Annotated in this window: 18 protein-coding genes; 2 read left to right on the top strand and 16 right to left on the bottom strand. The window is 64.7% G+C overall.

Going from position 1 to position 19,820, the window contains the following annotated elements; translation table 11 throughout:
- The first annotated feature begins 132 nt into the window (after nucleotides 1–132).
- A complete protein-coding gene (locus tag K1X41_RS00930) occupies nucleotides 133–693 on the top strand; it encodes a thioesterase family protein (protein WP_258566599.1) in 561 nt (186 codons plus the stop codon).
- Between the two features lie 12 nt (nucleotides 694–705).
- Here the strand turns inward: K1X41_RS00930 and K1X41_RS00925 are convergent, their stop codons facing one another.
- Nucleotides 706–1,560: a hypothetical protein gene (locus tag K1X41_RS00925; RefSeq protein WP_133617404.1), complete on the bottom strand. Its 855-nt coding sequence runs from the start codon at nucleotides 1,558–1,560 to the stop codon at nucleotides 706–708.
- Nucleotides 1,561–1,658: 98 nt separating this feature from the next.
- Nucleotides 1,659–3,581, bottom strand: a complete 1,923-nt coding sequence (locus tag K1X41_RS00920; RefSeq protein WP_220175109.1) for a vWA domain-containing protein — start codon at nucleotides 3,579–3,581, stop codon at nucleotides 1,659–1,661.
- Nucleotides 3,582–3,623: 42 nt separating this feature from the next.
- Here K1X41_RS00920 and K1X41_RS00915 point away from each other — a divergent pair, with 42 nt between their 5' ends.
- Nucleotides 3,624–5,108, top strand: a complete 1,485-nt coding sequence (locus K1X41_RS00915; protein WP_258566598.1) for an AAA family ATPase — start codon at nucleotides 3,624–3,626, stop codon at nucleotides 5,106–5,108.
- Nucleotides 5,109–5,289: 181 nt separating this feature from the next.
- Here the strand turns inward: K1X41_RS00915 and K1X41_RS00910 are convergent, their stop codons facing one another.
- The 14 genes from K1X41_RS00910 to K1X41_RS00845 form a co-directional block, all read right to left on the bottom strand.
- Nucleotides 5,290–6,162 carry a DUF1684 domain-containing protein gene (locus tag K1X41_RS00910; protein WP_220175107.1) on the bottom strand — a complete coding sequence of 291 codons (873 nt, stop codon included), beginning with the start codon at nucleotides 6,160–6,162 and terminating at the stop codon, nucleotides 5,290–5,292.
- Entirely contained in the window at nucleotides 6,162–7,559 is a 1,398-nt protein-coding gene (locus K1X41_RS00905) for an acyl-CoA thioesterase/bile acid-CoA:amino acid N-acyltransferase family protein (protein WP_220175106.1), read from the bottom strand. The genes K1X41_RS00910 and K1X41_RS00905 overlap by 1 nt, the downstream gene beginning before the upstream one ends.
- The gene (locus tag K1X41_RS00900; RefSeq protein WP_220175105.1) at nucleotides 7,556–8,551 is read right to left on the bottom strand and encodes an Ldh family oxidoreductase; all 996 of its coding nucleotides are present in this window, start codon (nucleotides 8,549–8,551) and stop codon (nucleotides 7,556–7,558) included. Before K1X41_RS00900 ends, K1X41_RS00905 begins: the two co-directional genes overlap by 4 nt.
- A gap of 11 nt (nucleotides 8,552–8,562) precedes the next feature.
- On the bottom strand, nucleotides 8,563–9,405 hold the full coding sequence (locus tag K1X41_RS00895; protein WP_132203137.1) for an ABC transporter permease: 843 nt from the start codon (nucleotides 9,403–9,405) through the stop codon (nucleotides 8,563–8,565).
- On the bottom strand, nucleotides 9,402–10,166 hold the full coding sequence (locus K1X41_RS00890) for an ABC transporter ATP-binding protein (protein WP_132203135.1): 765 nt from the start codon (nucleotides 10,164–10,166) through the stop codon (nucleotides 9,402–9,404). Before K1X41_RS00890 ends, K1X41_RS00895 begins: the two co-directional genes overlap by 4 nt.
- On the bottom strand, nucleotides 10,163–11,206 hold the full coding sequence (locus K1X41_RS00885) for an ABC transporter substrate-binding protein (protein WP_165875583.1): 1,044 nt from the start codon (nucleotides 11,204–11,206) through the stop codon (nucleotides 10,163–10,165). Before K1X41_RS00885 ends, K1X41_RS00890 begins: the two co-directional genes overlap by 4 nt.
- 151 nt (nucleotides 11,207–11,357) lie before the next feature.
- The gene (gene aroB / locus K1X41_RS00880) at nucleotides 11,358–12,443 is read right to left on the bottom strand and encodes a 3-dehydroquinate synthase (RefSeq protein WP_220175104.1); all 1,086 of its coding nucleotides are present in this window, start codon (nucleotides 12,441–12,443) and stop codon (nucleotides 11,358–11,360) included.
- The gene (locus K1X41_RS00875; protein WP_258566597.1) at nucleotides 12,440–12,985 is read right to left on the bottom strand and encodes a shikimate kinase; all 546 of its coding nucleotides are present in this window, start codon (nucleotides 12,983–12,985) and stop codon (nucleotides 12,440–12,442) included. The genes aroB and K1X41_RS00875 overlap by 4 nt, the downstream gene beginning before the upstream one ends.
- A 191-nt stretch (nucleotides 12,986–13,176) precedes the next feature.
- On the bottom strand, nucleotides 13,177–14,373 hold the full coding sequence (gene aroC / locus K1X41_RS00870; RefSeq protein WP_220175103.1) for a chorismate synthase: 1,197 nt from the start codon (nucleotides 14,371–14,373) through the stop codon (nucleotides 13,177–13,179).
- 5 nt (nucleotides 14,374–14,378) lie between these two features.
- Complete coding sequence (locus K1X41_RS00865; protein ID WP_220175102.1) at nucleotides 14,379–15,212, bottom strand: shikimate dehydrogenase family protein; 834 nt, start codon at nucleotides 15,210–15,212, stop codon at nucleotides 14,379–14,381.
- Nucleotides 15,213–16,310, bottom strand: a complete 1,098-nt coding sequence (gene mltG, locus K1X41_RS00860; RefSeq protein ID WP_220175101.1) for an endolytic transglycosylase MltG — start codon at nucleotides 16,308–16,310, stop codon at nucleotides 15,213–15,215.
- Nucleotides 16,307–16,804, bottom strand: coding sequence for a Holliday junction resolvase RuvX (gene ruvX, locus K1X41_RS00855; protein WP_132203121.1), 498 nt, complete (start codon nucleotides 16,802–16,804; stop codon nucleotides 16,307–16,309). Before ruvX ends, mltG begins: the two co-directional genes overlap by 4 nt.
- 4 nt (nucleotides 16,805–16,808) lie before the next feature.
- Entirely contained in the window at nucleotides 16,809–19,463 is a 2,655-nt protein-coding gene (alaS, locus tag K1X41_RS00850) for an alanine--tRNA ligase (protein WP_220175100.1), read from the bottom strand.
- 74 nt (nucleotides 19,464–19,537) lie between these two features.
- Nucleotides 19,538–19,768: a hypothetical protein gene (locus tag K1X41_RS00845; protein ID WP_220175099.1), complete on the bottom strand. Its 231-nt coding sequence runs from the start codon at nucleotides 19,766–19,768 to the stop codon at nucleotides 19,538–19,540.
- Nucleotides 19,769–19,820: the final 52 nt, after the last annotated feature.

Here is a 19,820-nt window from a genome sequence, read left to right as displayed (position 1 = left end):
CACCGCACGAGCCTCGGCCGGCAGACTCGGCGCATCCGCACAGCGCCGCGCCGGCGATCCGCTCTCGCGCTTGAGACACCCCACAAATTCTGCGGCGCTCCTCGTGCCCAGCCATAGGATCACAGGATGCACATGATCTTCCGGACCCTTTGGCACCAGCTTTTCGTCGGGGGCCGGGCTTCCCGCGTGGCGCTCGGCGATATGACCCGATCCCGATTCCGTGTCTGGCCAACTGACCTGGACATCCTGCGGCACATGAACAACGGAAAGTATCTGTCGATCATGGATGTGGCCCGCTTTGACCTCATCAAGCGCAACGGCGCGTGGGACGTGTTTACTCAGGAGGGCTGGTACGCAGTGGTGGTCGGCCAGACCATTTCCTATCGGAAATCACTGAACCCGTGGCAAAGATTCTGGGTCGAGTCACGCTTGCTCGGGTTTGACGATCAAGCCGTGTACATCGAGCAGCGATTTGTGCGGCCGAATGCCGAACGGCGGCCCGAAGTGTACGCTCGCGCCATTGTCCGCGGTCGAATCCTGCGCCGAACCGGCGGAGTTGTCCCCGTATCAGAACTCATCGAGAAGACAGGCGCCAACACCGATGAGATGCAGGTGCCCGAGGAGATCCTGGAGTGGGGTCGTTCCACTCGGCTCCCCTCGACTCGCGACTCCGCGGTCAGCAGCTGGAGCTAGCTCGCCGTCCTGCTACCCCTGCGGCGGGCGCGCCCCCAGGTGCGGACCCTGGTTCCCCACCTCGCGGCAGGTGATCCGAATCACGCGTTCACCCGCGTCGTACACGTGCCGCGCGGCCAAGCGGCCGTCCGCGATGGAACCGGCAAGCCACGTGAACGTGCCGGTGTCGACCGGCTCGAGCTGCTCGGTGATGCGCATGAGTTGGAGCATCAGCATTTCAGGCAGCGAGACATGGGGACCCTGCGCGAAACTGAGACCGAGCACCGACGGCGCAGAGCCTGCTGGGATCAGGCGCAGCGTCCACCACAGGGATCGTCCATCGTCCCTGCGCTGTGCCACGATTGGCGGGCTTCCCGCAGACTCCGGAATTCGGTCGAGTGCCGCGAAGCCGCGCTCAGCATCAGTTGCGAGCACAAGCGGGGAACCCTCTGACTCTCCTCCCAGTACGCCGGGATACTCGAGCGCAGCGCGCACGAACGTGCGGCGCCAGTGCTCCGCACCCATGCCGTAGGGAGCAGGGACGGCAACGAGATCGGGGCGCTGCGCGAGCAGGGTTCCGAGACGAGAGAGATCCGCCCCAGCTGCCGCAAATGCTTCCGGTTCCGGGAGCACGGTGTCTGCGAGGTCTGCCACGATGCGGGCCGCGTGGAAGGACGCTTCCCACCGCCGCGTGACTTCCGGATCCGTTCCAGAGCCGAAGGCGGCACCCGCGTGAATCGCGCCAGCCTCACGATCCAGCCAATCATCGAATTTCGCGCTCGCATCTTCCGCGTTCGCCGCAGCTGCGGCATCGTAGCTCGCCGCCAGATCGGGGAAGAGCGTGCGAACCAAGCGCAACTGTTCTGCAGTGGTTGATGTCTGTTCCATCTCGCTGTTCCCTTCAGTCCCGTCCGGGACGCTCCCCTCACGCTAGCTCACTCGCCCCCTGGCTTCGTGCTGCGAGCGCGACGCTCCCGCAGCATCGCTCAGCCGAGCTCGCCAGCAATGAGCTCGTGCAGCGTTTCCGCGAGCTCATCGGGGCGATTCACGCGGCGCCCCTCTGGCGCGTAGCGATCCGTCATCTCATCGCTCCCGAAGCCGCACCCGATGACCTGCACTCCGGCGGCCCGGAGCGCCCGGAGTTCACGAGCTGCTGCGGCTGCATCGTTCGACCCGCCATCACTGATGAGCACGACCATACGTTTCCGTTCAAGGCCGTCGTGGGCCGCGCCCTCCACGGCGTGCCCCGCCGGCGAGATGCCCAGCTGTTCTGCAGCAGCACGGAGCGCGGCGCCGTCATTGGTTGACCCACGGGGGGATCGGATCGCTGCGTCGATCTCACGGCGCACAGCGTCATCAAGTCCACTCGAGAGCGCTTTCACCACGGTGACCTCCGCGTCAAACACCAGCAGCGACGTGCGTACATCGAGTTCAATCGAGCTTCCGGCAGCCCGTTCTGCGTGTCGAACGTCCCGTTCCACAGCGCTCAAGGCCTCCAGCATGATCAACATCGCGTCGGAAGCCGCGGCAGCGATGGGGCCTTGCATCGACGCCGATCGGTCGACGAGGAAGACATAGTCCGTGCTCCCCGTGCGGCGCGTACGACGAGGTCGAGAGACCCGGCTCCGGTACGCCTGCGGGCGGGCGACCCCGGCGAGTGCCTGCGCGACGGCCGCGGGGAGCGCGTCGATCGCCAATTCCTCGCCTTCTGCTTGCGGCCGGCGGCTCAACCCTGGACGCAGCGCGACCCGATCAGTGATCACGCGCGCCCAGAGCTCGCGCATGCGTTCGATCGCTGGACTGAGCGCTGCCGCTCTCGCCCGATACTCGGTGAGCGCGGTCAGCCCGATGGCGCCGGGTCCCCCGGCTCCTGCGGTTCCGAGATCCCGCTGTCCCTCGGGGTCAACTCCCGCGGGATCGACGCTGAGCTCTTGGATCGCGTCGAACAAAGCGCCACTGGTCGGCATGGGGGTCGACAGCATCGTCTCCACTGCGCCAGCGTGTTCCGCAGCGAAAAGGTCTGCACCTTCCGCGTCGTCCTTCCCGTTGCCCGGGCGCGCGTGCTCTTCCGCCGCAGCGGCGATATCACCGGGATCGGCGTCAGAGTGTGCGGGGTCTTCTGCAGCCATTCCGTCCAGCTCATCGCTTGCCGCTCCCGCCCCGGTCTCCACTCCAGCACCGGCATCAGCCAGGGCAGGTGCGTCGCCCCCTCCACGGTCAAGCCCACGGTCAGCGACATCGAGCGCGAGAAGTCGCTCGTATGGTGGAAGCAGGAGTGCAAGCGCGCGCTCAAACCGGAGCAACGCTGGACGATCCGGATCCGGCGCAGTAATCCGACGAAGTACGTCGGTCGCCCCGCTCGCGAGACCGGCGAGCCGTTCAAGCTCGCTGCGTACCGACTTATCCAGTGCTCCAATGAGCGCCCCGAGACGCGGATCCGCTCCACCAGCAGTCCCCCAGAGCAGTACCGCAGCAACGAACTGCACGTGTCGCGGAAACACGCTCACATCAGCGGGAATCACCCGGGTGATCGCCGCGTCCAGCGGGGCGCGCAAGCCCGGCATGCCCTGCCGCAACTCAGCCGCGGCTTGCAGTCGCAACACTGTATCAAGCAGCGGCACCGCGGCCGGACGCTGTGCTCCAATCGAACTCCGGCGCCGAGCTCTGGCTGGTTCAAGCCGTGCACTGCGAGGGCCCTCCCACAGATGCAACAGCGCCAGGGCCACTGCCTCGGTGTCACCGTGTCCGCGCGCGGCGTACCACCCGAGGCCCACACGCAGTGCACCAGCGCTGATCTCCCAGCCATCGTCATCGGTGACGACAATGGGAACCCCCAGGATCGCGCCGGCAGCGGTGAGCTGCGCTCTGAGCTCCCCCAGACGGAACTCCGAACCGGTGTCACTGTCCATCCCCTCACACTATCCGTCGAGCCGAGTGATAGCGTGACGAGCATGCTCACATTCGACGCCAATCCGGTGCTCGCCGAGGCCAGCGAGATCGCCACCGAGTTGCGACGCGTGCTGCGCGCACTCGCCGCAGAGCAAGCCAGTGTTGCTCCTCAGCCCGTCGCCCCAGCAGTTGTGGTGCCCGCAGAGACCGGTTCGACTTCGGCTACGGTCCGCGCGTTGCGCGCAGAACGAACCGCACTTGAAGAGCGCCTTACCGACGTGCTGCGGGTGCAGGCCAACCGCGAAGCCATAGACCAGGCCCTCACTGAGCGCGCTGGCACACTCCGGCTCGCCGTCGCCGAGCGAAAGGCCGAACTCCAGGCACGATCTCGCGCTGCAACTGCGGACGGAATAGTGGCGCACGCCGTTTCCCAGGGACGTGGCCTTACTGCCGGAGAACGTACGCGCGTCGCGCGGCTCAGGTCCGAGTCCTCGCAGTCCGCTGGTCTCACCACGGCGGCGGACATCACATCTGCCGCGCGACGTGACGGTGCGCTTGCCGCGCTCGGCACACTCCGGCTGCGCGAGGCGCGCGAACAGCTTCGCTCGGGGCTACTGATGACGGAGCAGATGCGCGGAATCATCGCTGAGGCGGGCCCCGCGATCATGCGTGGCGACCCGGTGCTGCTCCTCGGAGAGACCGGGGGTGCGAAGACTGCGCTCGCCGAGCACCTCTCACGAACCACTCTGGGGCGTGAGCCCGAACTCGTCTCCGGATATGGCGACATCACCGCAGCACAGCTGATCGGCAGTCACGAGCTTCGTGCGGTCGAGGGTGCGACGGTGTCTGTGTTCACACCGGGTCCGCTGCTGCGTGCGATGGCTGAGGGGCGACCCGTCATCCTCGACGAGGTGAACGCAATGCCAGCGGAGTTCCTGAAGCGCTTGAACCGCATCCTGCAGCTCCGGCCCGGAGATGTGCTGGGGGTCCAGGAGGATGCGGGACGAGAAGTGCGGATTGAGCCTGGGTTTGCGATCATTGCCACCGCGAACGAGCAAACTCCGCATCGGTACCGCGGCTTGGATCGCCTGAGTGCAGAGCTCGTCAATCGCTTCGGCGCACATAGCTACCGAGTCCACTACCCAGATACCGGCACGGCATTCGAAGCGTTCCCTGTTGAGAACGGGTTGCTCGCGGCTGCGGCAATCGTGGATCGCGACGGCGAGTTGCCTCCGGAGTGGTCAGCCGATGCGCTGAACCGGGTGGCGCGCGCTGCATTCATCAGCCAGCAGGTTTTCGCTGGGGCAGTGAGTGGCGGCTTTGGTGAGTACGTCAGCACCGAGCGAGAAATCGATGGCCGGCCTGGACTTGAGGAATCAGTGATCGCTCCACGTACGCTCGTTGCCATCGTGCAGAAGGTGTCCGCGAGTGCCGGAGCGGTGTCACTCGATCGCGCACTCACGCGCTTCGTTGAGGGTGTGATGCACCGGGAGGATCGACGCGTGCTGGCACTCATCCTGGAGGGCCAAGGCTTCCGGCTCGGATAGCGACCGCTCTGCGCGAGTCCGGGCTGTCTGCGCCACGCCAGCGTCTGAAATTCAGGCGTGCAGCATCACCGCAGTGCTGCTGGGGTATGATTCTCGGCACGCTCGGGACGCTGCCATCGCCGGTGTCGGTCCCTCATCTCACCAAGCTGAGGTGAGATGAGGGACCGGGCCAGCGAGCGAACTAGGCTTCGTAGGTCAAGAGGCGCGCCACATCGTGCTCGGGCTTCTTCTCGCCTGCCAGCACCTCGAACTCGAGATTGTTCTGGCGCGGGGGCAGCGGGCAGGTCACAAAATTCGTCACCGCACACGGCAGAGCGTGCGCATAGTTGAAGTCGATAAAGTCGATCCGGCCCTCGCCGTCTTCTGAAAACTGCAATTCGATCACACGGCCAGCGCCGTAGCTGATTGGCCCGCTCGTGCGATCGCGCACGTGTGCAACAGGCTGCACCCCATTGGCTGAATCCTTGCCGATCAGCACCACCTCGGCGCTCACACCTGCCACGGTGAACGCAAGCGTGCCGATTTGAGTGGTGGTCTCACGCACGCCCGTCTCAACAGTGACTGCCTCGACATCGTTTCGCGCACTCGGCGTGAACACGGCGGGGATCCTCCACGCAGGATCGTACTCAAAGGCGGTGAGGCCAATCTCTTCCGCGCGCACCGAAACGTGCGGATCCCGCACGCGGACACCGAGAATCCGGTCACCGGCATCGTTGGTACGCGGCACTGTCTCAACTTCACGGTCGCCAAAGTACACGGGCACGCTCGCGCCGTGACCGTAAGTCTGATTCCGACCAGTGGGAATCTCGATCTGCGCGGTGGGGTACTCCCCGTTCACTGAAAGATTTGGTCCCGTGGCTGGGGGCGTAAAGAGTACGCGCCCTGCGTTGACGGACCAGGTACCAGGAAGCCCATCGAGCTCCACATCTGCCGCCCCCTCGTGAAGCCAGAACTGCGCTACGAGGGCCGTCCAGCCGTACGGGCGTGTGAGCTCCGAGACACGCGTGTGACGCCACTCACGCCACTGTCCGGCAAGATGCTCATTCGTCGGCATCAGTTCTCCTTTGTTTCTGAGGTCTGTGAGAAGTGGTGTTGCGCAGCACGTGCCTTCGCCGTGCGGTGCACAAACGCGCACACGGCTGTGAACGATTCGGCGCTGGCGCGAGCGTTTCCCTGCGGCGTCCCGCCGTTCGAGTAGTGCACGCCAGATACCGGATGGGTTCGAGCTATTTCAGTGCTCGGGAGATGCGGGATTGTGATCCCGTGCCCAGCATCGACGTAGTCCAGATGGAGCCGCTCAGCGGTGTGACCGTGCCGCGCGAGCGTATCGAGCGCGAGCCGCGAGGCGTAGCTCGACGGCCACGCACGGTCGTCAAGTCCTGAGATACAGGCGACCGGCCCTGAGAAGCGCTCGATCGGGATCCGCGCGCTCCGGGCAAGCTCACGGTCATGCAGCCCGTCAACGTACACATCCGCGTGCCGGGTTGGCGCAGGAGCGTCATCCCACGGCTGCCACGTTACCCCCGAGTTGTCGTGCCACAGATGCTCGAGTGGATCGCCCGCGGCAGTCCAGGTCGGCCCATTCCAGCCGTCCGACGGATCCGCAGCACCCTGGGCGCCAAAAACAAACGCGCCGGGCACGAATGCCACTGCGCCAATGATCCGTTCGGGGTATCTCGCTGCGAGCAGTAGCGTGAGCTCCCCGCCACGTGACTGGCCGCTCACGAGCGCTGCACCACCCTGTGGATCGAGTTCGCGCGTCACGTAGTCGAGCGCGCGCTCGAAGTACTCGAGCGGCGTCCTGGAAATGAAGTGCGACAATCCCGGTGCACGAAAGTACCCGAGCGCGAGAGCTTGGATTCCTTCGGCCGCGTAGAGTGCGGCGCGCGCTTCGTTGATGCCGCCGCCGGATCCGTTCATGACAATCAGCGTCGGAAATGGCCCCTCGCCTGCCGGGCGAAAGAGCGTGCCCACGAGTCCGTCGCTTCGCACTTCCGTACGGAGCACCTCAGCGGCAAGCAGGTGTTGCTCGATGCGCACTTCCACCGCGTGCTCAGGACCGGCTGGGGCAACCACGCCGAGGCCAGGTACGTCGAGATACCCTGTCCCCGGTTCTGCCCACGCGCGCAACCGGGTCACGAGCGGAGCGGTGACGTCGTGAGGCTCACTACTTCCCCCGTTGTGCGTCTCGCGACGCTGTGCCCAGAACACGCCCATGGCGTCCGCGATACGGAAGTCTCCGGAAACCGGGGCCGACTCGTCGAGATCAACAGATCCCGCTGCATCAACGGCAAGCGTCACCTGCGCCGCCCACAGCTCATCGCCGCGGAGTGTTTCGGAACGCAACGTCACGAGCGAACCAGGCACTGCCCCGATGACACGGATCCTCCGCCGCTCGGTGAGCAAGCCGATCTCGGGCGTGACACTGAGTGTGAACGACCCCCCGCTCACGATGGCGCCCCCGCGGCGCGAAGTGCAGCATAGCTCGCCGCGGACACCCGGACATGGCGCGGAAGCGCCGCCGTAGCGGTCGCGTCAACGGGCAAGTGGTCAAAGCGCTGTGGCACGTGTCCGCCCGCGGCGCGCCAATCCTCTGCGAGCTGAGCAGTATCGACAGCTGTTTCAGCCCCACCCGCGGCGGCCGGATCAAGTGCGAGCACCAGCGCGCCGCGTCCCTGCGCAGCTTCCCCGACAGCGGTGCGCCCGCCGACTGCGACGCCTGCAAGGAGTTCGACGAGGAAACCACCGAGCGACCCCAGGAGGCTCTCGGGCAGCAGCGCTGCCACACGGGCCGCGTCTGTGGTCGCCACGCCCGCCGCATCGAGTGCGACCCCATCAGGAAGAGACGCGCCTGAGCTCCTGTATTCGCGCAACTCCGCGAGGGTCAGCGGAGCGGTCGCAAAATCGGCGACGAGTGGGGCCGCATTCGCGCGCGGAGCAGCGATTGCGAGAGGATTCGTGCCGATTGCCGGAGCTGTGCCGCCCCACGGTGCGACCATCGCGGGAGCTTGGGCCGCAAGCAACGCCACGTACCCAGCGCCAGCCAGATGACGAGCGCCGAACCCGAGTACGCCCAGAGCCCCCACATTTCGCACCCCGACGATTCCGACGCCGTGCTGGGCACCGGCCTCTCCCGCGCGGCGGACGGCGAGCGCGAGAGCAAGCGGGCCGGGAATTCCGGTCGCATCGATCGAATCGACCGCAGAGGCCGGGCTCGACAGCTGCGCCGGAGGGCTCACGCGGGGTGGGAGCCTGTCTAGATCCCGCAGCAGCATGTCAATCCCAAATCCGTGCAATCCGAGGCTCTCAGCCTGCACGAGCCAGCGCGCAGCGAGCGCGACATCGGCAGGCCTTCCGCCAGTCGTGGCGGCGAGCCCCGGAGCAAGCACCTCACCAATCGCGTCGGCGAGCTCCTCCCCCGAAACCTCAGTGTGCGTGGTCATCATCGCTCCGATCAGTACTTCACCCAGGGCACCACGCGGCGCTCGATGAAGCTTTCAAGTGCCGTCGCGGCGTACCCCAGCACTGAAATCGTAACGATTCCGACGTACATTTTTGACACCGCAAACGTCGACCACGAACTCCAGATCAGATATCCAAGCCCGCTCTGGGAGCCCACGAACTCCGAGGCGGCAATAATCACGAACGCGCCTCCAGTCGCCAGTTTCAGACCGGTGAAAATTGAGGGGAGCGCATACGGGAACGACACGGTGAACCAGCGCTGTATGCGGGTTGCACCGTTGGCGCGAGCGACGTCCACCAGCAACGGGGGTGTCTGCATGACGCCGCTCATCGTGTTGAAGAACAGGTAAAAGAAGACGCCAATTGCAACGATCACATATTTGCTGGTCTCTCCAAGCCCGAAGATGAGCAGCAGCAGCGGGAAGATCGCGACTTTCGGGATCGGGAGCAGACTCGCAAAGATCGGTTCCAGCAGCTGGCGCAGCGGCCGCACCGAGCCGAGGAGCACGCCGAGCAGCACGCCAGGGATCGCACCAAGCACGAAGCCGACCGCGATGCGTGAGAGCGTCATCGCGGCGTGTTCGATCAGTACGCCGTCGAGCAGCATCTTGATGAAGGTTTCCACGATCGAGCTCGGCGCCGGGAAGAATCGCGCGTCAAGCACGCCGAACCGGCTCAGTACTTCCCACACGAGGATCAAAAGGAGCGGGGTGAACGGGCCGATTCGCCGCACCCACGTGGAACCCTTCTCACGTTCAACGGCGTGTGCAAGTCGACGCTGAATGTCGTCGCCCCCGGTGGACACGGGCACTCCTGGCTGCACCTGGGCGCTCACGCGGCCTCCTCCTGCTCGGGACGCTGCTCAAGCAGATCCCACAATCGCACCGTGATCTCCGCATATCGCGGATCGAGACGCAACGCCTTGATGTCACGCGGGCGTCCGAATGGAATCTCGATCTCCTCGATGATTCGGCCGGGACGATGAGACATCACGACAACGCGATCGGCGAGCGTCAGCGCCTCATCCACACTGTGCGTGATGAACAGCACCGACTTCGATGTTTGTTCCCAGATCCGGAGCAGTTCTTGCTGCAGCGCGACACGGGTCTGCTCATCGAGCGCGCCGAAGGGTTCATCCATCAGCAACACATTGCCGTCATCAGCGAGCGCGCGCGCGACTGACGTGCGCTGGCGCATCCCGCCTGAAATCTGCGCAGGATAGTAGCTCGCGAAGTCCGTGAGTCCCACGAGATCAAGCAGTTCGGCCACGCGATCGCGCCGCTGGGCACGCGGCATACGTCGCAACTTGAGCGGATATGCGACGTTCTCTGCCACGGTGAGCCAGGGAAACACACCGTGCTCCTGGAACACCACTGATGGTCGCGAGTCGGTCTCGACGGTGCCCAGGCTGGGCTGCTCAAGGCCGGCGGCGACGCGCAGGAGCGTGCTCTTGCCACATCCCGAGGGGCCGAGCACGCACACAAATTCGCGCTCGGCTACCTCGAGAGACACATCCTGCACCGCGACGAGTACGTCGTCGCGGTTCTCGGCGCTCGGAAACGCCTTCCACAGATTCTGGATCGAGATTCCGCTCATTCTGCGGTGGCTTCTCCGGCCTGTGCGACGGCCTGCTTCAGGATATCGGCGCGGAAAATGTCCTGGATTCCGGAGTCGCCCTCGAACTCGAGGGTGTTGCGATCACGGAAGAACTGCTCCTGACGGGCAACGTCCTCCCAGTCAATTGCACCTTCAGGATCCTGCACGGTCAGGCCGATCGACTGCAGCGTCTCCACGGGAAGGTCGGTGTACTCCGCGATGATCGCCTGATCCGCAGGATCGTCCCAGCCCCCAGCCTCAAGCTCCTGCACCGCGCGCAGGTATGCCGCGGTGAACGCGGTGACCGCTTCGGGGTACTTGTCGACGTACTCGCTGTTGAAGGCCAAGGCTCCGAGCTCAACGCCGGAGTGATAGCCGACATCCAAGATCTCGTGGCCGATCTTCTTATCCGCGATTGCAGACGAGATCGGTTCAATCGTCCAGCTCGCGTCGACCGAGCCATTCGCAAGCGCCGGCGGGATGTCGCCGGGCGTGAGGTTCACGAGCTCGACGTCATCGAGGGTCAGGCCGACCGAATCGAGTGCGCGGTAGACGGAGTAGATGCCGAAGCCACCGTCGCCGGGGATCCCGATTTTGGCACCCTTGAGCTGCTTCGGATCCGTAATACCAGACTGCTCGGAAACCATCAGCGGAGCGGGGTTCTTCCCCTCATCCGGGATCCGCGACACACTCGCGATGACGGAGATCGATGCGCCGGCCTTCGTCGCATTGAACAGGCCTGCACCCCAGGTCGCGCCGCCGGCAACGATACTGCCGGTGCTGACCTGCTGGTAGGTCTCGCCCGAGCTACCGCTCTTCGAGATCAGTTCGACGTCGATGCCAGCGTCCTCGAAGTAGCCTTTTTCCTCCGCGATAAAGAACGGAGCGTAGTCAGCGTACGGCGAGTACAGGAAGGTAATCTTCGGTGCATCTGCCGGATCACCCGTCCCCTCTGTGCTCGCAGCGGACGCGCATCCGGTCAAGAGAGCCGCGCTGGCGAGCAGAGCGATTCCTCCGGAAATGTGGCGACGAAGACTCATGGTGTTCCCCCGAGGTAACAGACGTGACGCGGCCCTGTCGCCGCGCATTACGACAATGTATCGAGAGTTATGGGTGACATGCACATCTGAATGTCATATTCGGTCACACCAAAACACATGCCCATACCGCTTGCCCCAAGCGAATTGGGAGCTAGCTCGCGATCTCCTGGTATGCGAACTGCAGCATGGAATCATCGACGCCGGCAAGGACACGTGGCTTGCCGATATCGTCGAGGACAATAAATCGCAGCATCCCAGCACGGGCCTTCTTGTCGCGCTGCATTGTGGCGAGCAGCCCCTGCCAGCGCCCGGCCGGATAGTGCAACGGCAGTGTCAACGAGGACAGAATCCGACGGTGACGATCGACGGCCTCGTCAGAGAGTGCTCCTGCCATTCGCCCGAGTTCGGCCGCATACATCATGCCGATCGAGATTGCGACGCCGTGACGCCACTGATAGCGCTCCGCATGTTCAATTGCATGTCCCAGCGTGTGTCCATAGTTCAGAATCTCTCGCAGGCCGCCTTCACGGAAGTCCTCGGAAACAACCCGCGCCTTCACCCCAATCGCAAGTTCGACCAGGCGCTGGAACTCCGGCGTTGCTGGATCAGTCGCGCGGTCGACGTCGGCCTCAAGCAACTCCAGGATTTCCGGTTCGGCGATAAAGCCACACTTCGCGATTTCGGCGAACCCGGCGAGTACTTCATTGCGCGGCAGGCTGTCGAGCAGATCAAGGTCGCAAATCACACCCGCGGGCGCATAAAAGCTGCCCACGAGATTCTTACCCTCGGTGGTATTGATCCCGGTCTTGCCGCCGACAGACGCGTCAACCATCCCCAGCACGCTCGTGGGGATCTGCACCAGTTTCACTCCGCGCAGCCACGTCGCGGCGACAAAACCGGCAAGGTCCGTGACGGCCCCGCCACCGAGACCGATCACGGCGTCAGTGCGAGTAAAGTCAGACTGGCCGAGGATCTGCCAGCAGAATGCGGCAACCTCGACGCGCTTTGCCGATTCGGCGTCTGGCACCTCCGCGAGCAGCACTTGGTCATATCGACCCTGCAGCGCGTCGCGCAGATCAGAAGCTATCTTGCCGACGGTTGGCGTGTGCACGATGAGCACTTTTGCCACACGGTCTCCGAGCACTTCAGGCACTCGGTCAATCACACCGCGGCCAACCAGAACGCTGTACTCGCTCTCCCCCGTGACCTGAATCTCGGTTGCCTGCTGCTCGGTCATGATTCGCTCCTCTTCGGTGTTGCTGCTTCGCCGCCGGCACTCAGCCCGCGCTTCTTTCCGAAACTGCGCGCCCACTGGGCGACACGGCGTGCAAGTTGCTCTTTCGTTGCGCGATCAGTGCGGTACGTCACGTCGGCGACCTCGTCATACAGCGGTTTCCGCTCAGCAAGGATCCGGCCCCACGCCTCTGGATCGTCGCGCAGGAGCGGGCGACGGGCGAGATTCGCGGTCCGTAGCACGGCCTCCTGGGTCGTCATGAGGAGCACTACAGGGTGAGCTGCGAGCAGTTTCCGCGTACTCTCCCGGAGCACAGCGCCACCGCCGAGTGCAACAATACGGCCCCCGGGAACCGCGAGCTCCGCCGCGATCACTTCGGCCTCCAGCCGACGAAACTCGGCCTCTCCGTGTGACGCGAAGAACTCAGTGATGGGGCCGTGCGCCCGCACGAACACTGCGTCGGTGTCGACGAACGGGACACCGAGCTCGCGCGCGACCCGCTTGCCGAGACTGGTCTTCCCTGCTGCCATGGGACCGACGAACACGACGGCTCGGTCTGGCAGCTTGGCACCTGATCTGCGCCGACGGCGTCGCCGCGCACGATTCTGGGAAGCCGCAGGCAGCGCTTCTGGCGCAGAGCCATCACTCGGATGCTGCAATTCAGGTGTGGTGGGCGGCGCCGGTTTCGGAACGGCGGAGGGGGGCCCGGCGGTGCGCACCGCCCGGCGATTCCTGCTCACGACTCGATGACGGTCGACAGCCGTTCGGGGATCGCGGCCAGATAGGACTCCAGGTTCCGCTTCGTCTCCGCGACGCTGTCGCCGCCGAATTTCTCAGTGACTGCGTCCGCAAGCACGAGTGCGACCATCGCCTCTGCCACGACGCCTGCTGCGGGGACCGCGGAAACATCCGAGCGTTGATGATGTGCCCGCGACGCTTCGCCCGTGGCAATGTCGACGGTCGGGAGCGCGTGTGGCACCGTCGCGATGGGCTTCATGCCAGCACGCACACGGAGCACCTGTCCGGTAGTCATCCCGCCCTCGATACCGCCGGCCCTGCCAGTGTCGCGCGCGATCTGGCCATCGCTGAGGTGCAGCTCGTCATGCGCGGCGGATCCGCGGCGGCGCGTCGTTTCGAAGCCGTCGCCCACTTCGACACCCTTGATCGCCTGGATCCCCATGAGGGCACCCGCGAGCCGGGAGTCAAGGCGGCGGTCCCAGTGCACGTAGGAACCGAGCCCGGGCGGCAGGCCGTAGGCGAGCACTTCGACGATACCGCCGATGGTGTCACCCGACTTCTTCGTGTCATCAACCTCTGCAACCATGCGCGCACTGGTAGCTGCGTCAAAGCAACGCAGCGGGTCGGCGTCGAGCGCCGCGGTGTCGGCTGGGCGAGGCAGCGGGGACCCCGCCGGGGTCTCGATATCACCGAGCGACACCGTGTGACTCACGAGCCCGATACCAAGCTCCGCGAGGAACGCGCGAGCGACGGCACCAAGTGCCACGCGGGCGGCGGTCTCTCGGGCGCTGGCACGCTCCAGGACCGGGCGCGCCTCGTCGAAGCCATACTTCTGCATACCGGCGAGGTCCGCGTGTCCCGGACGGGGGCGCGTCAGAGGCGCACCGCGGCCGCGAGACTTTTCCGAGAGTTCAGTCGGCTCAGCGGACATCACCTCGGCCCACTTCGGCCACTCGGTGTTGCCGATGCGAATTGCCACGGGTCCCCCAATGGTGACACCCTGCACGACACCACCGGAGATGTTGAGCTCGTCTTGCTCAAACTTCATCCGCGAACCGCGGCCATAGCCGAGCTTCCGCCTCGCGAGGTCGGCCCTGATCTCCGTGAGGGAGATGGGCACACCAGCAGGCATGCCCTCAAGGACAGCGATCAGTTCAGGGCCGTGGGATTCTCCAGCGGTAAGCCAACGCAGCATACCGACTATCTTCCCATATCGGCGGACGCCGTCGCTCCGCGCATCGCCGCACGCACTGCCGACTCGTCCGGAAGAAGCGTCGTGGGATCACCGGATCGAAATATCCGCACCTGCACGATGGCCTGTTCGATCAGCATCGCTGTGCCGGGATGCGCCGTCCCTCCGGCAGCGCGCCAGCGCTCGGCGAGCGGCGACGGCCAGGGGTCGTATGCAACGTCGAACAGCGGCACTGCGGTCAGTTCTGGAGGAATGGAAGCCTGGTGTCCTGCGGGCCCGGGCAGGGTGGAAATCACGAGTGTCGCGGGCAGCCGGCGGAGCTCGGCGTCGGCGAGGTCAATCCCGTCAGTGGCGCCAAAACGCCGCGCGATAGCGTGAGCCGCAGTGCGACGGCGTCCGGCTACCCAGAGCTGCGCGGCGCCGAGCTGCTGCGCGGCAAGCACCGCTGACACCGCCGTGGCGCCCGTGCCGATGACGAGTGTCCGTGCAGCGTCCAGGCCGGCATCACGTATCGCGGCAGCGAGACCCGCGACATCGGTGTCATACCCGTCCCAGCCCCGCCCATCGGAGCGGCGGGCAAGCGTATTCACCACGCCGCTCGACTCGGCTACGGGATCGAGTGAGCGAGCAAGCCGGTGCGCCTCTTCCTTCAGCGGCATCGTGACGGAGAGCCCCCGCCACTCAGGGCCGCGCCCCGCCAAGAAGGTGCCCAGCTCGGCCGCGGCGCACCGCACCGCCGAGTACCGCCAAGGGAGGCCGAGCTGTGCATATGCTGCGCGGTGGATCCGGGGCGAAAGCGAGTGCGAGATCGGCAGCCCCAGCACTGCCAGCTGCTCGGGCATTTAGCAGCCCTTACCTGGATTCGCCGCGCACCACTCGTTGAGCCGCTGAACCGAGGCGTCGTGCTCTTCCTGAGTCACACTAAAGGCGGACTCGCGCGTGTCGAGGTTGATCGCTACGAAGTAGAGCCAGTCCCCCGGTTCTGGGTTGAGCGCTGCAGAGATTGCATCGCGGCCCGGGTTCGCGATTGGTCCCTTCGGGAGTCCCTCGTGCACGTAGGTGTTCCACGGGTTATCGTCTGAGAGCGCCTCGTCGGTCGACCAGACCGAACCATCTTCGTGCTGTCCCATGCCGTACTGGGCCGTCGAATCCATTTGCAGCTTCATGCCCTGATCCAGGCGGTTTTGGATTACGCGGGAGACCTTGCCAAAGTCCTCGATCCTTCCGCCCTCGCGCTGAATCATTGCGGCAATCGTGAGTACCCGCTCCCGGTCAGCCTCGGCCACACCAAGCTCGGTCAGCACGTTGCGCTGCTCATCGACGAGCCGCTGGATCGCTTCCGCGCCCGTGGTGTCCTCTTCGAACTCGTATGTTGCAGGGAACAGCCAACCCTCGAGTGTGTCTACCCCTGCGGGCAGACCAAAGGCGGTGGGATCCTGCACCGCTGCCTCAAGCTCAGCGAGTGGGATATCCGCGCCGGCCGCGATGAGCTCGATCGTCTGGCTCACCGTCTTGCCCTCGGGGATCATCGCAGTCAATTCCATTTTGTTCGCAGGATCCTGCAGCGCTTCGAGCGCACCCTTGGCGCTCATCTGCAGTTTCAGACGGTACGACCCCGGAAGGAACTCGACGGCTGGATCCTGCGCGAGCAACACATCGTAAAAGGCCTCAGAGGTCTTCACGACGTCGGCCGCAGCGAGATTCGCCGCAATGTCACTTCCAATTTCGCCTTCGGTGATGACCACGATCGTTTCACCCTCACCAGGGCCCTCGTAGTCATTCGTTGTCCAGCCGAACGCAAGTGAGAGCTGCTGGCCGTACTGCGACCACAGGTAGGTGCCTGCCGCAGCAAGCCCGCCGAGGAGCAACACCGCGACGAGGAGGGAGATCAGGACCTTCTTGCCGGCCCCCGAGGACTCCCCGCGAGTACGTGCGTTCATGCGTCTTTCTCCTTCGCGTCCGCGTCCACAACCTCAACTGCTTGGCCCGGTGCGGCTCCCTGCGCGCGCTCGCTATCGAGCGCGTGCTGGAGAATCACCACCGCTGCAGCCTGGTCGATGATGGAGCGCGTCTGTTTGGTCTTTTTTCCCGCCTGCCTGAGTTGCCCCTGGGCAGACACGGTCGAGAGCCGTTCGTCAACGAGTCGCACGGCAATTTCATGCCGCGCGAGACGTGCGGCGAGCTCATGAGCAAAGTCGGCGGCGTCGTCAGTAGAGAGCGTGCGTTCCCCACGCATGTTCAACGGCAAGCCCACGATGACCTCGGTTGCGTTGATTTCACGAGCAATCTCGATGAGGCGGGCGTGGTCTGCAACACCTGCGGTGTCGCGCGGCACGGTCTCCACCGGAGTGGCCAGCATCCCGTGCAAGTCGCTTCTGGCCACTCCGATGCGAGCCTTGCCCACATCCACGCCCAACCGTACGCCGCTACGCACGTCGCTATCCCGCGAGGCTGCGGCGGATTTCCGCCAGCGCTTCGTCGATCTTGCCCGGATCGGTTCCGCCGCCCTGTGCAAGGTCCGGCTTGCCGCCACCGCCGCCGCCAAGCACCTTGGCGCCCAGCTTTGCGAGGTCGCCTGCGCGCACACCAGCGGTTCGAGCAGCTTCGGTGGTCGCAGCGATGACAACAGGCTTGCCGCCAGCCTCGCCTGCGATCACCACGACACCCGCCTCGCTGGCGAGACGATCCCGCACCTGCAGTGCGAGTCCGCGCAGATCATCAGGCGAAGCAACTGAGCCGAGCGAGGCGAGCACCACACGCGTGGCACCGATTGATTCGGCGTCTGCGATGAGCTCCGGTACGCGCTGGGCGAGTTTGGCGGCCTCGAACGCCGCGATCTTCTTCTCTGCGGCTTTGAGCTGCGCTCCGAGATCCTGCACACGGCCCACGAGCTCGGTGCGGGGCACTTTCAGCCCGCTCGTGAGCTGCTGCACGATCGCCCGCTCGGCAGCGAAATTGCGGAAGGCCTCGATGCCCACGAGCGACTCGACGCGGCGGTTCGTCGATCCAACAGAGCTCTCCGAGATGAGACTGATAATGCCCACCTCAGAGGAACTGGAGACGTGTGTACCTGCGCACAGCTCACGCGACCAGGGCCCGCCAATATCGACCACGCGCACGCGATCGCCGTACTTCTCGCCGAACAGAGCCATCGCACCGAGCGCTTTCGCCTCGTCGATCCCCATTTCGCGGGTCACGACCTCGAAATCGGAGCGAATCGCAAGGTTAGAAATCTCCTCGATTTCGCTCTTCGTCTCGGACGAGAGTGCTTCACTGTGCGTGAAGTCAAGCCGGAGATAGCCAGCCTTGTTATACGACCCGGCCTGGTGCGCGTTCGATCCGAGCACCTCGCGGAGCGCAGCGTGCACGATGTGCGTGCCGGAGTGTGCCTGGGTGGCGCCCCGCCGGTAATCAGCGTCAACGCGCGTTTCGGCGCGCTGATCGATGCCGATCGCACCGATCGTCACCTTCACTGTGTGCACGACGAGTCCTGGGACAGGCTTCTGCACGTCGAGGACTTCCGCCTCGAACCCGTCGCCGACGATGAGCCCCTGGTCCGAATCCTGGCCCCCAGACTCCGCCCAAAGCGACGTCTCAGCAAGCACCACCTCAGCGATCTCACCCTCGCGGGCTTCTACCACCGAGACACCGTCGACTACCAGGCCCAGCACACGGCTCTCGTGCGTCAGTTCGTCATAGCCCGTGAACAGGGTCTCGCCAAGTCCGCGCAGCTCCTTATAGACCGAGAGGTCAGCACGCTGCCCCTTCTTCGCCTTCGCGTCTGCCTTTGCGCGATCGCGCTGCTCCTGCATCAGCTCGCCGAATACCGCGCGGTCGACCGCGACTCCGGCCTCCTCAGCGATTTCGAGGGTGAGCTCGATTGGGAACCCGTGCGTATCGTGCAGCAGGAATGCCGTGTCGCCCGGCACTGCAACCGCACCGGTCTTCGCGGTGTCAACAGCGGTCTCGAGGATCTGGATCCCCGAGGCGAGCGTGCGCAAGAACGTCTTCTCTTCTGCATATGCGGCGCGCGCGATGAACTCGAAGTCGCGCTCAACGGCCGGGTATGCGCCCTTCATCGCATCGCGCGAGACTGGGAAGAGCTCAGCGAAGCTCGATCCGTCAAAGCCCAGCAGGCGCATCGACAGGATCACGCGTCGCAGCAGACGGCGGAGAATGTACCCGCGGCCCTCGTTTGACGGCGTCACCCCGTCAGCGATCAGCATCAGTCCGCTCCGGACGTGATCGGCGATCACACGCAGACGCACGTCATCTGTGTGGTCGGCCCCGTACACCTTCCCAGCGAGCGCTGCCGCCCGGTCGAGAACGGGACGCACCTGATCAATCTCGTACATGTTCTGCACGCCCTGCTTGATAAACGCGACGCGTTCCAAGCCCATGCCGGTGTCAATGTTCTTCTTCGGCAGTTCCCCGAGAATAGTGAAGTCCGTCTTCGACTTCACGTCAGCCACCTGGTACTGCATGAAGACGAGGTTCCAAATTTCGACGTAGCGATCGTCGTCCGTGGCTGGGCCACCGTCGATGCCGTACTCCGGTCCGAGATCGAAAAAGATCTCGGAGCAGGGGCCAGCGGGCCCTGGCTGTCCGGTCGACCAGTAGTTTGTGTCCTTGCCGAGGCGCTGGATCCGCTCATCGGGCAGCGTCGAGTGCTGCTGCCACAGCGCGAGCGCCTCATCGTCTTCTTCGTAGATCGTGACCCAGAGGTCCTTCGCTGCGAAGCCGAGGCCGCCATCCTCTTCTGAGGTGGTCAGCAGCTCCCATGCAAATTTGATGGCATCAGACTTGAAGTAGTCGCCGAAAGAGAAGTTGCCGCACATCTGAAAAAAAGTGCCGTGGCGCGGCGTCTTGCCGACCTCTTCGATATCGTTCGTGCGGATACACTTCTGCACGCTCGTCGCCCGCGGGTACGGGGCAGGCACGAGACCGGAGAGATAGGGCACAAAGGGGACCATGCCGGCCACCGTAAACATCAGGCTGGGGTCGTCACTCACGAGCGAGGCGGAGGGCACGACGGTGTGACCTCGCTTCTCGAAGAAGTCGAGCCAGCGGCGGTGGATTTCAGCGGTCTGCATCCGGGGATCTTTCTGGTTCAGCGAACAGGTGCGCCGGGCATGCCGGCAGGCAAAGCAAGGAGAAGGGCGGGCGCCTATGAGTCCTTATCGCGCAGCTCGCGCAAAGCGGATTCAACGTCGTCAGCGAGTGCCGCATCATCGGCGTCAGCCTCGGCTTCGTACCCCGTGGTGAATGCGCGACTGAACTCATTGACCCCGCGATTCACACGGTCAAAGAAGCGTCGCCCCTCGGGAGTCTGGTTTACGAAGTGTGCTGCAACGAAGCCCAGTACGGCCCCGTTGAGCAGCCACAGCAGCTTGCGCATGTCTCATTCCTCCATCTGACGAGCGAGCGCGACGAAGCCGCGCTGGAAAACT

Origin of the sequence: Leucobacter luti, assembly GCF_019464495.1 — a bacterium.
GTDB classification, from domain to species: Bacteria; Actinomycetota; Actinomycetes; order Actinomycetales; family Microbacteriaceae; genus Leucobacter; species Leucobacter luti_A.
This window is presented reverse-complemented; position numbering and strand designations above follow the sequence as displayed.